Genomic DNA, 13,473 nt, shown 5'->3' with positions numbered 1-13,473 from the left:
CCCGCCCTTCCCGCGTCCTGCGGTCGAGCCCGTGCGCACATCCTTCGTGCGTGCCCGCATCACGTCCGTGCTCACGCCGCACCCCCCGTCGGCCGTGGCAGGGCCAGTAGGTCGCTGTGGTGGACCACCGCCCGCAACGCGCCGGCGGCGCAGGCCGTCAGGCGGGAGCGCAGATACGACTCGGCGTGGGCCGCGAGGTCGGGGCGCTGCTCGCAGGCGGCGCCGACCCAGCCGCGCAGCCACTCCTCGATGAGCGCGGCGTCGTCGGGTCCGAGCCGCCAGGTGCTGGGATGCACGCGTACCGTCGCGCCGTACCGGGCGAAGGCCTCGCAGGCCGTCGTGATGGCGTCGGGGCCGAGCAGATCACCGCGGCGCTGGTGGGCGTTGAACGCCTCGGCGAACTCGGCGTCGAGCGGATCGGCCGGGGCGAGTTCGACCCGGCCCACGACGGAGAGAGTCAGCAGGGCCGGGACCCCGGCGCCCGCGCAGGCCGCCGCGAGCCGGTCGATCTCCTCGGCGGTGAGCACGTCGAGCAGCGCGGAGGCCGTCACCAGCGAGGCTCCGGCCAGGGCGTCGGTGGTCAGCCGGCCGATATCACCGCGTTGCGTGGTGACCGAGACACGGCTGCCGTCGGCGGCGGCGCGGGGCGCTCCCACGGTCGCGAAGTGCAGCAGGTAGGGGTCCCGGTCGTGCAGGATCCAGTGCTGGGCGCCGTCGAGGCGGGGGGCGAGCCAGCGGCCCATGGAGCCGGTTCCGCAGCCGAGATCGTGAATGACCAGGTCGCCGCCGCGCCCGGGCCGGTTGGCCAGGCGTATGCGGAGGGGGTCGAGCAGTTCGTGCGCCCGCGCGGAGGCGTCGGCGCCCTCACGCAACTGGAGCCACTGGGGCGCGTATCGGGGCACGTCGTCGGCATCGGCCGCGGCTCCACGCTGACCAGGCACACCTGACCTCGCAATCATCCCTGACACGTCGGACACCTCGGGCGTGGTGGCCCCCGTGACCGGCCCGGACTCGACGGGCGCCGTCGCTCCGCGCTCCGGCACCCCGGCGGGGGTCGTGGCCGTACTCACGCCACCCTCCGCGGTTCCCCGGGCAGCCTGCCGAGCACGCCGGCCAGGCTGCGGGCCGTCGTCGCCCAGCCGTCGAGCGCGGCGCGCCGGCCACGCGCGGCCGCCTTGAGGCGGCGGCGTACGTCGGCCTCGCCGAACCAGCCGCGCAGCTCCGCGGCGAGGGCCGCCGGGTCCTCCGGGGGTACGAGGATGCCGGGCACCCCGCCATCGGGGGCGCGTCCGACCGCTTCGGGAAGGCCGCCGACATCCGTGGCCAGCACCGGAATGCCGCGCGCGAGCGCCTCGGTGACGGCCATGCCGTACGTCTCGGCGTAGGACGTGAGCACCATGAGGTCGGCCGCGGCATAGCTCGCGTCGAGTTCGGCGCCGGCCTGCGGTCCGGTGAGGTGCAGCCGGTCGCCGAGACCGTGCTTGTCGATCAGGGCGCGGAGCTGGGCGACGTACGCCGGGTCCTGGGTGAGTCCGCCGACGCAGACGCAGCTCCAGGGGAGGTCGGTGACGGTCGCGAGGGCCTCGACGAGGCGGTGCTGCCCCTTGCGCGGGGTGACCGCGGCGACGCACAGCAGCCGCGAGACGCCGTCGGTGCCGGAGGCGAGCGGCGCGATGTCGGCGCCGGGCGTGGCCACATGGACGCGGTCGGGGGCGAGCCCGTGGTGGGCGACGACCCGGCGGACGGCCCAGTCGCTGGTGGCGACGACGGCCGACACGGCCCGTAGCGTCGTACGTTCCCGGGCGTCCAGGTCCGCGGCCACGGCGGGCGCGAGCCCGGTCTCGTCAGCGAGCGGCAGGTGCACCAGGACGACGAGGCTGAGTCGTTCGGCCTCGGGGACGATGATCTCGGGGACGCCGCAGGCCACCAGCCCGTCGAGCAGGACGACCGTACCGTCCGGCAGGTCACGCAGTGTGCGGGCGAGTTCCGTTCGCGCGGCGGCGCCGGGGTGCGGCCAGCTGCCCGCGACGGCGTGCTGGTGGACCTGCCAGCCGAAGCCGGGCAGGTCCAGACAGAGCCGCCGGTCGTAGGCGTTGCCGCCGCTCGGCGCGGTCGGGTCGTCGACACCGCCGGGCAGGACGAAGTGCACGGAGCGCAGGGACATGGGGATGATCTCGGCGTTCTTGAGAGCCGTGTGCTGCACGGGCATGTAGTTCAGGGCTGCCGTGTCACGGGGCGGGGACGCCTGGTCCAGGGTCGTGTCGGTCACAACGCACGCTCGTAACTCGCCCAGGCGATGTGCGACTCGTGCAGCGTGACCGTGATGCCCGACAGGCCGAGGGCGCCGTCGCCCAGTGCCCCGGCGTGCACACGGTCGGCGAGGCGGTCGGCGATGACCTTGGCCAGGAACTCCGTCGAGGTGTTCGTGTTCTTGAAGTCCGGCTCGTTGTCGAGATTGCGGTAGTTCAACTCGCTCACGACGGCGCCGAGTTCCTGGGTGGCCAGGCCGATGTCGACGACGATGTTGTCGTCGTCCAGTTCGGCGCGCCGAAACGTGGCGTCCACCAGGAACGTCGCCCCGTGCAGGCGCTGCGCGGGTCCGAAGACCTCGCCACGGAAGCTGTGGGCGATCATCAGGTGATCGCGGACGGTGATGCTGAACAACGGACGACCCTCCAGGTGCGGTGCGTCAGATCCCCTGCCGGGGGCACGTCGTGTAGTACGGCTGCCCCGTACGCCTTGTTCAGGTGCTCGTTCCCCTTTCTTCGGAGTCTTCGGAGGTCAGGCAGGTCGTTACGCGCTCACACACCTTCGTAGACCACGCGGTGACACAGACCCGGTATCGATCCGGAGGCGAGCTTCGCCATCACGTCGGGAAGTTCCTCGAAGCCGCACTCGCCGGTGACCAGGGCGTCGAAGGCGGGTTCGGCGAGCAGTTCGAGGGCAAGCGCGAGACGGTCGGCGTACGTCCTGCTGTCCCGGCGCGCGGAGGAGACGGAACCCACTTGGCTGCTGCGCACGACCAGACGCCGGGAGTGGAACGCCTCCCCCAGCGGCAGGCTGACGCGCCGGTCGCCGTACCAGCTGAGTTCGAGCACGGTGCCCTCCTGGCGGAGGAGTTCCAGCGACCGGGTGAGCCCCGCCTCGCTGGCGCTGGCGTGCACCACGAGGTCGCACTCGCCGGCGGCGTCCGCGGGGAGCGCGAAGTCGACGCCGAGGGCGCGGGCGATGTCGGCGCGCGCGGGATCGGCGTCGACGAGCTGGACGCGTACGCCCGGGAAGCGGGCGAGGAGCGCGGCGACGGAGCAGCCGACCATGCCGCCGCCCACCACGGCGATCCGGTCGCCGATCAGCGGCGCGGCGTCCCAGAGGGCGTTCACCGCGGTCTCGACGGTCCCGGCCAGGACGGCGCGGGAGGCGGGCACGGACTCCGGTACGACCGTCACGGCGCTCGCGGGGACGACGTACCGGGTCTGATGCGGATACAGGCAGAAGACGGTCCTGCCGAGCAGCGACACGGGACCTTCCTCCACTTGGCCGACACTCAGATAGCCGTATTTGACCGGTGCGGGGAAATCCCCGTCCTGGAACGGTGCACGCATCGAAGCATGCTGACTTTCCGGAACGCCCCCGCGGAAGACGAGGGTCTCGGTGCCCCGGCTCACCCCGGAGCAGAGCGTGCGCACCAGCACCTCGTCCTCGGCGGGCGCGGGCACGGTGACGTCCCGGATCTCGCCGTGCCCGGGAGATCCCAGCCAGAAGGCCCGAGCTGTGAGTTCCATGAGCGTCCCCCTGAACGATTCAGCAGATCTTCACGTACGGAGCGGTGACAAGCCGCACACGGTACGCGGCGTTGATCGACTCTGTCATACGGCCGGAGGATGTGCGGTGGCCCTGAACAACACGTACGACGCGAGGCTCCCCCAGCAGGAGACCATCGTCGGAGCTGGTGTGCAGCTCCTGGTGCTCGCCCTGCTGGGCACGGCGATCGGCATGGGACCGGCCGGCTGGCTGACCGGGCTGGCGTTCGCGATCGCCACCTGGGCGGTGCTGACCCGCGCCCTGCGCCGCTCGCGGCCCCGCTCCTTCGGCCCGGCCAACCGCGTCACCCTCGGCCGCGCGATCCTGGTCGGCGGCGTCACCGCCCTGGTCGCGGACTCCTTCCAGAGCTCGCCCCCGGTCAGCCTGCTGGTCGGTCTGACGGCGGTCGCCCTGATCCTCGACGGTGTCGACGGCAAGGTCGCCCGGCGCACCGGAACGTCCTCCGCCCTGGGCGCCCGCTTCGACATGGAGGTCGACGCGTTCCTGATCCTGGTGCTGAGCGTGTACGTCGCGATGTCGCTGGGCCCGTGGGTGCTGCTGATCGGCACGATGCGCTACGCGTTCGTGGCGGCGGCCCGGGTGCTGCCGTGGCTGAACGGCGCGCTGCCGCCGAGCATGGCGCGCAAGACGGTGGCGGCCCTGCAGGGCATCGTGCTGCTCGTCGCGGGCGCGGGGATCCTGCCGCGCGAGGCGACGGTCGGGGCCGTGTTCCTCGCGCTGGCGTCGCTCGTCTGGTCGTTCGGACGGGACATCACCTGGCTGTGGCGTCAGAGCGGCCGCGAGCCGGTCGCGCCGCTGGTGGAGCTGGTCGGCGAGCCGTCGCTGGTGGCAGCGGGGCGTTCCGAGGGCTGATCACCTCCGGTGCGGGTCGAGCCGGCCATGGGCTCCGCCGCCCCGACACCTCCCTCTGACCGGGCTCGATGCCGAGCCCGGTCACACGGAGGTATCGGGGCCGCGGCCCTCTTATGAAGCGGCCCGCGCCCCCTGCGTGCTCGCGTCGGGATGGGCCAGGCCGAGGTGGTCACGCAGGGTGGGGCCCTCGTAGTCCGTGCGGAAGACGCCACGTTCCTGGAGGAGCGGGACCACGGTGTCGGCGAAGACGTCGAGGCCGCCCGGGGTGATGTGCGGGACGAGGATGAAACCGTCGGCGGCGTCGGCCTGGACGAAGGAGTCGATGGTCTCGGCGACGGTGGCCGCGGAGCCGACGAACGACTGCCGGTTGCCGGTCTCGATGACCAGGTCGCGGATCGACCAGTTGTTGGCCGCCGCCCGCTCCCGCCACTCCCGGGCGGTGGCCAGCGGGTCACGGTACATGCGCACCTGGGCGCGCCCGCGCGCGACGGTGTGTTCGCCGAGGTCGGGATCGATGTCGGGGAGCGGGCCGTCCGGGTCGTACGCGGACAGGTCCCGATTCCAGACGAACTCCAGGTGCTTGATGGCCGTTGCGCCACTGACCTGCTGGCGGCGCACCTCGCGGGCGTGCTCCTCCGCCTCGGCGTCGGTGTCCCCGAGGACGAAGCTCGCGGCGGGCAGGATCAGCAGCTGGTCGTGCCGGCGGCCGTAGCGGGCGAGGCGGCCCTTGACGTCCGTGTAGAACGCCTGGCCTTCGTCGAGGGTGCTGTACCGGCTGAAGATCGCGTCGGCGCCGGCGGCCGCGAACTCGCGTCCCTCGTCGGAGTCGCCCGCCTGGAAGATGACGGGCCGACCCTGCGGGCTGCGCGGGACGTTGAACTGTCCCTCGATGTCGAAGTGCTGCCCCTGGTGCACGAAGGCGCCGGCCTTGGCGTCGCTCAGGAAGGTGCCGCTCTGCTGGTCGGCGACGATCTCGTCGCCGCGCCAGGAGTCGAAGAGTTCGTTGGCCGTGCTCAGGAACTCCTGGGCCCTGGAGTACCGCTCCTGCTGCGGCAGGAAGCCGCCGCGCCGGAAGTTCTCACCGGTGAAGGCGTCCCAGGAGGTCACCACGTTCCAGGCGGCACGGCCGCCGGAGAGGTGGTCGAGGCTGGCGAACTGGCGGGCCACCTCGTACGGCTCGTTGAAGGTGGAGTTGATGGTGCCGGTGAGACCGAGGTGTTCGGTGACGGCGGCGAGCGCGGTGAGCACGGTGAAGGTGTCGGGGCGGCCCACGACGTCCAAGTCGTAGATCTTGCCGCCCTGTTCGCGCAGCCGCAGGCCCTCGGCGAGGAAGAGGAAGTCGAACTTGGCGCGTTCGGCGGTCCGCGCGAAGTGCGCGAAGGAGCTGAACTCGATGTGGCTGCCGGCCTCCGGGTCGCTCCAGACGGTGGTGTTGTTGACGCCGGGGAAGTGGGCGGCCAGATGGATCTGCTTCAGGGGCTTGCTCATGGTCGTACGGTCCCTCCGGCTCAGGCGGTGACGGCGGCATAGCGGTTGGCGGGGCGGTCGAGCCCCAGCAGCCCGCGCAGGGTGTCGGCCTCGTACGACTCCCGGAAGGCGCCGCGGCGCTGGAGTTCGGGAACCAGGCCCCGGGTGATCGCCGGCAGGTCGTGACCCACGACGGCGGGACGCAGCCGGAACCCGGAGAGCCCGGCCCGGCCCAGCTCCTGGAGCAGATCGGCCAGTTGTCCGGGTGTTCCGGTGAAGATCCGCGCATCGCTGGTGTACGGGTCACCCGCGAGCGAGTCGAGGCGCTCCCGGCGCGCGGTCGCGGCGGCGGGGTCGTCGTCCAGGAAGACCACCAGGTCGCCGAAGAGATGCAGGGGCTGCGCGGCCCGCCCGGCCTGGTCCTGCGCGGCGCGCACCGCGGCGACGATGGTCCGTGCCTGCTCGGCGTCGTGCGGAGTGACGTATCCGAGATCGGTGGACCGCCCCACCAGCCGGAACGGCGCGCCCGTGCCGGTCTCGTGGGCCAGCGCGGTGACCAGCGGCTGGCCCTGCGGCGGGCGGGGGGTGATGGAGGGGCCCTTGACGCTGAAGTGCCTGCCCTCGAAGTCGATGTAGTGCAGCTTGTCGCGGTCGATGAAGCGGCCGGTGGCGACGTCCCGGATCTCCGCGTCGTCCTCCCAGCTGTCCCACAGCCGGCGCACCACTTCGACGTAGTCGGCGGCCTCGTCGAAGAGCTCGACGGTCAGCGCCCGGATGTCCGGGCTCTCCAGATCCTCGATGCGGAACGGCGGCACGGTACGGCGGCCGAAATGCGCGGCCTCGTTGCGGCGCGCCGACACCTGGACCCGTACGCCCGCACGGCCGCTGCTCACATAGTCGAGGGTGGCGATCGCCTTGGAGATATGGAAGGGCTCCGTGTGGGTGGTCACCACCGTCGGCACGAGCCCTATGTGCCTGGTCAGCGGTGCGACCCGGGCCGCGATCAGGACGGCGTCGAGGCGGCCGCGGACCCGGTCGGTCCGCCCGTCGGGTTCGGTGAAGTGCGAGGACTGGAGTCCGAGCGAGTCCTCGATCGTCACGAAGTCGAGCAGCCCGCGCTCGGCCTCCGTGACGAGGTCGGTCCAGTACGCGGCGGTGAGCAGCTCCCGGGGGCGGGCCACCGGCTCACGCCAGGCGGCCGGGTGCCAGCCCGCGCCGTCGAGCGCGACGGCGAGATGCAGGTTCCCGGCGGAGGAGGGGGACGACGAAGCTGATGGGGACACGGGAGGGGTGCCTTCCTGATCGGCCGTACGAGATCACCGGACCCTCGCCTCGGAGGGTGCGGCGGCAGGGTGACAGGTCAGGGACGACAGAGCGCGCCGGCCACGCGCTTCAGGTCGATGTGCGGCCGGGAGTACAGATGCACGCGGCGGCGTGGGGCGAGAACCCTGACACGGAGGCGGGACACACCCGGCACCTCGGTCACCTCCGCCCTTCCGGCTCGGCGGGCCCGGGGCCGCACCGGCATGATGTCGTCGCCCATGGCAACAGTCCGGCTACGCCGTCTGTTCCGGCGCCGCGCCCGGAGTGCGGACCTGGAGGAAGTTCCTGCGGCGGCGCAGGGTGAAGCCGATCGACTCGTAGAGCCGGATCGCCGTGACGTTGGTCGCGGAGGCGTGCAGGAAGGGCGTGTCTCCGCGCCCCCTGATGCCTGCCGCGATCGCGCGCACCAGCCGGGTGGCGAGGCCGCGGCCACGGTGGTCCGGGTGGGTGCAGACGGCGCTGATCTCCGTCCAGCCCGGTGGCCGCAGCCGTTCACCGGCCATGGCGATCAGTCGTCCGCCGTGCCGAATGCCGAGGTAGGTGCCGAGTTCGACCGTGCGGGGCAGGAAAGGCCCGGGCTCGGTCAGGGCGATGAGGTCCAGGATCTCGGGCACGTCGTCGGGTCCGAGCCGCACCGCGTCGGGGGCTTCCTCGACGCGGAGCGCGGTGTCGACGAGCTGGACGCCCTCGCCGCGCCGTACGGTCTCCCACCCTTCGGGAGCGCCCTGGACGCCCGACACCGCCACGACGGTTCCGGGGCCGAGGAGTGCGGCGAGATCGTCCCAGGCGCGGGGATCGTCGGGGTCGGCCAGGGCGGTGAACGGCGAGACGTCCCTGCGGTAGCGGGCGGCACGTCCGACGCGCTCGGCGAACACCGCGTGCGGACCGGTCAGCGCGGCCCAGGCCGCGTTGTCCAGGACATGGGACGGCGACGCCGGGCTCTGCGGCTGCGGCAAAGGGGCGAGGGTGGACATGGCGGGTTCGGATCTCCGTGGCGTGGCGGTGCGGCTTCGGTGGGTTCGGGGGCCGCCGGTTCCCGGGGGGAGCCGGCGGCCCGTCAGGAGCGGTCGGGTGCTCAGGAGTTGTCGAGCGGCAGCCCGGGCGGATTGACCTGAGAGGTGCCCACGGCCTCGTTGGAGAGGTTCCAGGCGGACAGCCACTTGGCGTACTGGCCGCTCTTGATCAGGTGGTTGACCGCGTCGGCGATCGGCTTGGCCAGACCGCTGTCCTTCTTCGTGGTCGCCGCGATCAGGCCCTGCAACGACGTGCCGGCGCCGGAGAACGTGCCCGCGCTGCGCGTCGGGTCGGGCGACTTGGCGGTCTGCCGGATGTGATAGGCGACACCGGGGTTGGCGGAGAAGTACGCGTCGATCTTCCCGCCGGTCAGCGCCAGGTAGGTGCTGTTCTTGCTCGCGTAGTGCTTGACCGTGAGCCGCTTGCCCTCCTTCTTGAGCTTGGTCTGCCACTCGAGGAGGATCTTCTCCTGGTTGGTGCCGTTGTCGACGGCGACGGTCTTGCCGGCGAGGTTCTCGTAGTCGCCGTCGAAGTTCCACCTGCTCTTCTTGAGCACCTCGAAGCCGACGTTGTCCTTGCGGTAGGAGGCGAAGTCGTACTTCTTCTTGCGTTCCTCGGTGTCGGTGATGTTGGCGAAGGCCACGTCGACCTTGCCGCTGTCGATGCCGACGAACATGTTCTCCCAGGTGGAGTTCTTCAGCTCCGGCTTCAGGCCGAGAACCGCGGCGACCAGGCGGCCGAAGTCGGGCTCCGCGCCGGTGAGGGTCTTCTGGTCCGAGCCGACGTACGCCAGCGGCGGGAAACCGTCGGGCAGAGCGCCCACGCCGATCTCCAGCTTGCCGCTCTTGCGGACCGAGGCGGGCAGCTCGGCGCTGATCGACTTCACCTCGGAGACCTTCAACGCGGCCTGCTGGGCGGCGCCGTTGGACAGCTGTCCCACGGTCACCGTGCCCGCGGTGTCGGTCGTGGTGGCGGCGTCGCTGTCGCCCCCGCAGGCGGCGAGCCCGGCGGCCAGTGAGGCAATGGCGGTCGCCGCGGTGATTCCGCGTATCAGGCTGCGTCGAGAGAGGTGCGTAGGCATGGCTGTCCTTGTCGCTGGGTGAGGGTGTGACTGCGGTGAGGTGGCAGGAGGAAGTGACGTGGCGAGGGAAGACGGCGCCGGTCAGAGCACCTTGCTGAGGAAGTCCCGGGTCCGCTCGTGCCGCGGGTGGTCCAACACCTCGTCGGGCGGGCCCTGTTCGACGACGCGGCCACCGTCGATGAAGACGACCCGGTCGGCGACCTCGCGGGCGAAGCCGATCTCGTGGGTGACGATGACGAGGGTGGTTCCACTGGTCGCCAGGTCCTTGATGACGGCCAGCACCTCCCCGACGAGTTCGGGGTCGAGAGCCGAGGTGGGCTCGTCGAACAGGATGATCCCCGGGCGCAGGGCGAGGGCGCGGGCGATGGCCACGCGATGCTGCTGGCCGCCGGACAGCTGTCGCGGGTAGGCGCCGGTCTTCTCGCCCAGGCCCACCCGGCCGAGCAGTTCACGGGCCAGCTGCTGGGCCTCGGACTTGGCGAGCTTCCCGGTGGCGACGGGCGCGGCGGCCACGTTGTCGAGGACGGTCAGGTGCGGGAAGAGGTTGAAGTTCTGGAAGACGAAGCCGATCCGGCTGCGCTGGGTCAGAATGGCTCGCTCGCTGAGTTCCTTGAGCCTCCCCCAGCCTTCGGCCGGGGGGACCCCCATCTCGCTGCGCTTGCCGTGCCGTCGTACGCCTATCAGCTCGCCGTTGACGCTGACGTACCCGACTTCGGGCTTCTCCAGGTGGTTGATCACCCGCAGCAGCGTCGACTTGCCGGAGCCGGACGGGCCGAGGATGACGGTGACCTCGCCGGGCCGCACCGTCAGGTCGACGCCGTCGAGCACCCGGTGTGCGCCGTACCACTTGTGCACGTCGTGGACCTCGAGGGCGGCGGGACGCGCGTCGAGGGTCTGGGCGGGAGTCATACGGCGGCCTCCTTGCGCAGCCGGGCCCGCAGATCACTCAGGCCGGCCCGCAGCTTCTGCAGCGGCGTCGGCGGCAGGGTGCGCGTCGCGCCCCGGGCGAAGTACCGCTCGACGTAGAACTGGACGACGGACACGGCGCTCGTGAGGATCAGGTACCAGACGGTGGCGACCAGCAGCAGCGGCACGATGTCGCCGGGATAGGTGCTGCCCATCGTCTGCACCGAGCCGAACAGGTCGAGCAGCGACACGTAGAACACCAGGGAGGTGCCCTTGATCAGGCCGATCAGCTGGTTGACGTAGTTCGGCGTGATGGACCTGAGCGCCTGGGGAAAGACGATCCGGGTGAACTGGTACGTCTTCGGCAGGCCGAGCGCGGCGGCCGCCTCGTGCTGGCCCTGGTCGACGGAGAGGATGCCGCCGCGGACGACCTCGGAGGCGTAGGCCGCCTCGTTGAGGCTGAGGCCGATGACGGCGACCGTCATGTCGGTGGCGAGCCGCGACTCGTCGAAGCTGACGAAGGCCGGCCCGAACGGCACGCCGAGGCTCAACGTCTTGTACAGGGCACTGAAGTTGTAGAGGAAGATCAGCACGACGATCAGCGGCACGGAGCGGAACAGCCAGGTGTACACCCAGCTCACCGCGCGCAGCACCGGGCTCCCGGAGAGCCTGGCGAGGGCGAGCAGGACCCCGCCGAGCAGCCCCAACACCGCGCTGAGCGCGGCCACTTCGAGGGTGATGACGAGGCCGTCGAGAATGGTGGGCCGCAGGAACCAGTAGCGGAAGCGGTCCCACTGGTAGAAGGGGTTCGTGGCCAGGCCGTGGATGATCTGGGCGACCAGGACCAGGACGACGGCCGTGCTGATCCAGCGGCCCGGCCTGCGCAGCGGCAGCACGCGTTGCGCGGTGAGCGGCTTCGCCGGGGAGTCGGCGGGCGGTGCCTCGGCAACGGACACGGCCACGCCAGGGGGTTCACTCATGAGGGCTCCAGCGGAGTCGGACACCCCGGGGCGCGGCGTGGGCGGCACCGCGGCGCGCAGGGGACGGCCGCGGATGACGCAGAGCGGGAGGACGCCGGTACCGGGGGCTGGGCGGGCAGAGGGCACACCGCGGCAGCGGTGCGCGTCAGGGGTTCAGAACGCCGTCAGCCTTGACAGCGGGGACAGCCCGCAGCGGTACACAGGGCACTGTTGACGCGGAGCAGGTCGACGCAGCGGTTCGCGCACAGCAGGACGCAGCCGTGGGGCCGTCGTGCGGCCGTCCTCGAAGCTGCGTCCATCGCCGTCTCCGTCACTGTTCCCCGCCCGTGGGCGGCTCGCGCTTACCGAAAGCCTTCCGGTCCGGTCGTCACCTGGGGCACCCCACCGCGTCGCGAGGGTTGCCGGCCAGCGAGCCAGGGCTTGTCGCTGACACTCATGACCGATCTGCGGCGTAAGTTAGGCACGCCGGGAAACCGATGTCAACGTGTTCCGGCCCGAATGACCACGTGGTGAGACCGGCTACACGCCTTCTTGACGGCTTCGTACGGTGCACTGACACTGACGAGGACGGTCACGATTGTCAGCGCCTCGTCCCGCAGCCTTCGCTGCGCGACGCGGTGATCGGCCCCGGCCCGCTGACAGGCAACCCTTCCACCGCGACGGGGTGCCCCGGGTGACGACCGGGTCCCGCCGGTGCGGCGGGACAAGCGTGGTCTCGCAACTCGCGGGCCCTGGAAGCGGGACCGGTGGGAATGCCCAGGAACAACCTGACGAGACGTCTGCACATCGACTTGTTGCGGGTCTCCAGCGCGTACTAGTCCGGCCGCTCCGAGCCGGTACGCAAGCGCAGTCACTCCGTTCCGCCGCTGCCGCCCATGAGGCGGCCGGGGCTTCGTCGTTCCCCTGGAGAGTCATGCCCAAGACAGTTTCGCGCGCCGCAAACCCAGGCACCTCCGGCACGTGTGCCAGCCCGGCCGGCACAGACGCCCCGGCCTCGGTGGCCACAGACACCTGCGCGTCAACTCCGCCCGCACCGTGCCCGGTTGCGACATCCGGCAGCACCGTTCGCTCCTGGGGCGCCGCGCCGTCCGCGTCCCCTCGCCCGCCCCGCATCCGCAGCCGCATCGCCGCCGGCGCCGCCGGCGGTTTCTACCCGGCGCCGCACCGCTATCAGTTGTATCTCTCCGCCGGCTGTCCGCGCTCGCTGCGCCTTGCGATCACTCTCCGCCTGCTCGGCCTCCAGGACTCCCTCGCCACCACGATCCTGACGCACCCCACCGAGACACCCGACGCGTTCACCTCGCTGCGGAGTGCCTACGAGGCCACCTGGCACCACTACGAGGGCCCGCTGACCGCGCCCGCGCTGTGCGACCGCTGGAGCGGCCGCGTCGTCAGCAATCACACCCCTGACATCCTGCGCGACCTCGCCGGCCTGCTGACCGGCCACGACGAGGCGTGCGTCCCGCCGCTGCATCCGCCGGCCCTCGCCGCGGACATCGACGCCCTGCGCGAACGCCTCGACCGGGACGTCACGCCGACCGCACAGCCGACGGCCCGTTCGGCGACGCTGGATCTGCTGGACCTGCAACTCGCCACGCGGACCTATGTGTTGGGCGAGGAGCTGACAGCGGCCGACGTGGACCTCTGGGCCGCGCTCACCCACCTCTCCACGCCCGAGCCCCTGTCCCGGCACAGCCATCTCCGCGCCTACGTGCACCGCCTCGACGAGCACCCCGCCTTTCGGCTGGAGTTCCATGGAAATACCTGACTGGTAGCCGCTCGCGGAGCCGGGCTCCCACAACGGCTGCTGCGCCGCGACGATCGCGCACATGGCGTCCCAGTCGCACAGCTCGGCCGGGGTGATGGCGGCGGGCAGCTGCGGGACGCCGACCCCGTGGGTCAACGCGTCGCGTACCGTGGCGCGTTCCTTGCCGTGGGCGCCGAACTCGGGCCAGTAGTGGGCGATCGGGGTGTCGTAGTCGAGCAGTCCGCGTTCGGCGAGGACGTGGACGAGGGTGGCGGTGAAGC

Annotated in this window: 14 protein-coding genes, 1 pseudogene and 2 riboswitches; of the genes and pseudogenes, 3 read left to right on the top strand and 12 right to left on the bottom strand. The window is 71.6% G+C overall.

Features of this window, described 5'->3' with window-relative positions:
- Positions 1 to 71 precede the first annotated feature (71 nt).
- From ACFVXA_RS36050 to ACFVXA_RS36035, 4 genes are all read right to left on the bottom strand, one after another.
- A complete protein-coding gene (locus ACFVXA_RS36050) occupies positions 72 to 1,070 on the bottom strand; it encodes a class I SAM-dependent methyltransferase (protein ID WP_390028323.1) in 999 nt (332 codons plus the stop codon).
- Entirely contained in the window at positions 1,067 to 2,209 is a 1,143-nt protein-coding gene (locus ACFVXA_RS36045; protein WP_390028332.1) for a glycosyltransferase family 4 protein, read from the bottom strand. The genes ACFVXA_RS36050 and ACFVXA_RS36045 overlap by 4 nt, the downstream gene beginning before the upstream one ends.
- Before the next feature lie 56 nt (positions 2,210 to 2,265).
- Positions 2,266 to 2,664, bottom strand: a complete 399-nt coding sequence (locus tag ACFVXA_RS36040; protein WP_362032876.1) for a 6-carboxytetrahydropterin synthase — start codon at positions 2,662 to 2,664, stop codon at positions 2,266 to 2,268.
- Between the two features lie 137 nt (positions 2,665 to 2,801).
- The gene (locus ACFVXA_RS36035) at positions 2,802 to 3,782 is read right to left on the bottom strand and encodes a zinc-binding alcohol dehydrogenase (RefSeq protein ID WP_362032879.1); all 981 of its coding nucleotides are present in this window, start codon (positions 3,780 to 3,782) and stop codon (positions 2,802 to 2,804) included.
- A gap of 106 nt (positions 3,783 to 3,888) precedes the next feature.
- Between ACFVXA_RS36035 and ACFVXA_RS36030 the strand changes: the two genes are divergently transcribed.
- A complete protein-coding gene (locus ACFVXA_RS36030; protein WP_383911007.1) occupies positions 3,889 to 4,674 on the top strand; it encodes a CDP-alcohol phosphatidyltransferase family protein in 786 nt (261 codons plus the stop codon).
- Between the two features lie 111 nt (positions 4,675 to 4,785).
- On the opposite strand, the gene ACFVXA_RS36025 is transcribed toward ACFVXA_RS36030, so the two are convergent.
- The 7 genes from ACFVXA_RS36025 to ACFVXA_RS35995 form a co-directional block, all read right to left on the bottom strand.
- Complete coding sequence (locus ACFVXA_RS36025; RefSeq protein WP_390028321.1) at positions 4,786 to 6,162, bottom strand: NtaA/DmoA family FMN-dependent monooxygenase; 1,377 nt, start codon at positions 6,160 to 6,162, stop codon at positions 4,786 to 4,788.
- Between the two features lie 20 nt (positions 6,163 to 6,182).
- Entirely contained in the window at positions 6,183 to 7,424 is a 1,242-nt protein-coding gene (locus tag ACFVXA_RS36020; protein WP_390028320.1) for an LLM class flavin-dependent oxidoreductase, read from the bottom strand.
- Between the two features lie 77 nt (positions 7,425 to 7,501).
- Positions 7,502 to 7,669 carry a putative leader peptide gene (locus tag ACFVXA_RS36015; protein WP_383746031.1) on the bottom strand — a complete coding sequence of 56 codons (168 nt, stop codon included), beginning with the start codon at positions 7,667 to 7,669 and terminating at the stop codon, positions 7,502 to 7,504.
- A gap of 28 nt (positions 7,670 to 7,697) precedes the next feature.
- Positions 7,698 to 8,438: a GNAT family N-acetyltransferase gene (locus tag ACFVXA_RS36010; protein ID WP_390028318.1), complete on the bottom strand. Its 741-nt coding sequence runs from the start codon at positions 8,436 to 8,438 to the stop codon at positions 7,698 to 7,700.
- A gap of 101 nt (positions 8,439 to 8,539) precedes the next feature.
- Entirely contained in the window at positions 8,540 to 9,559 is a 1,020-nt protein-coding gene (locus tag ACFVXA_RS36005) for an ABC transporter substrate-binding protein (protein WP_390028317.1), read from the bottom strand.
- A gap of 81 nt (positions 9,560 to 9,640) precedes the next feature.
- Complete coding sequence (locus tag ACFVXA_RS36000) at positions 9,641 to 10,468, bottom strand: amino acid ABC transporter ATP-binding protein (RefSeq protein WP_390028315.1); 828 nt, start codon at positions 10,466 to 10,468, stop codon at positions 9,641 to 9,643.
- The gene (locus ACFVXA_RS35995) at positions 10,465 to 11,445 is read right to left on the bottom strand and encodes an amino acid ABC transporter permease (RefSeq protein ID WP_362032902.1); all 981 of its coding nucleotides are present in this window, start codon (positions 11,443 to 11,445) and stop codon (positions 10,465 to 10,467) included. Before ACFVXA_RS35995 ends, ACFVXA_RS36000 begins: the two co-directional genes overlap by 4 nt.
- 332 nt (positions 11,446 to 11,777) lie before the next feature.
- A riboswitch (SAM riboswitch) is annotated at positions 11,778 to 11,886 on the bottom strand.
- Between the two features lie 128 nt (positions 11,887 to 12,014).
- Positions 12,015 to 12,161, top strand: a riboswitch (SAM riboswitch).
- 36 nt (positions 12,162 to 12,197) lie between these two features.
- Here ACFVXA_RS35995 and ACFVXA_RS35990 point away from each other — a divergent pair.
- Positions 12,198 to 12,263, top strand: coding sequence for a putative leader peptide (locus tag ACFVXA_RS35990; protein WP_362032926.1), 66 nt, complete (start codon positions 12,198 to 12,200; stop codon positions 12,261 to 12,263).
- 179 nt (positions 12,264 to 12,442) lie between these two features.
- Positions 12,443 to 13,213 (top strand): glutathione S-transferase C-terminal domain-containing protein, encoded by a 771-nt coding sequence (locus ACFVXA_RS35985; RefSeq protein WP_390028314.1) that lies wholly within the window; start codon positions 12,443 to 12,445, stop codon positions 13,211 to 13,213.
- Positions 13,214 to 13,222: 9 nt separating this feature from the next.
- On the opposite strand, the pseudogene ACFVXA_RS35980 reads toward ACFVXA_RS35985, so the two are convergent.
- Positions 13,223 to 13,465: pseudogene (locus ACFVXA_RS35980) on the bottom strand (serine hydrolase domain-containing protein); the annotation flags it as partial.
- Positions 13,466 to 13,473 lie beyond the last annotated feature (8 nt).

The sequence above is a fragment of the Streptomyces sp. NPDC058246 genome (assembly GCF_042881985.1).
GTDB lineage: Bacteria > Actinomycetota > Actinomycetes > Streptomycetales > Streptomycetaceae > Streptomyces.
Note: the sequence above shows the minus strand (reverse complement) of the source record. Positions and strands in the feature narration are given on the sequence as shown.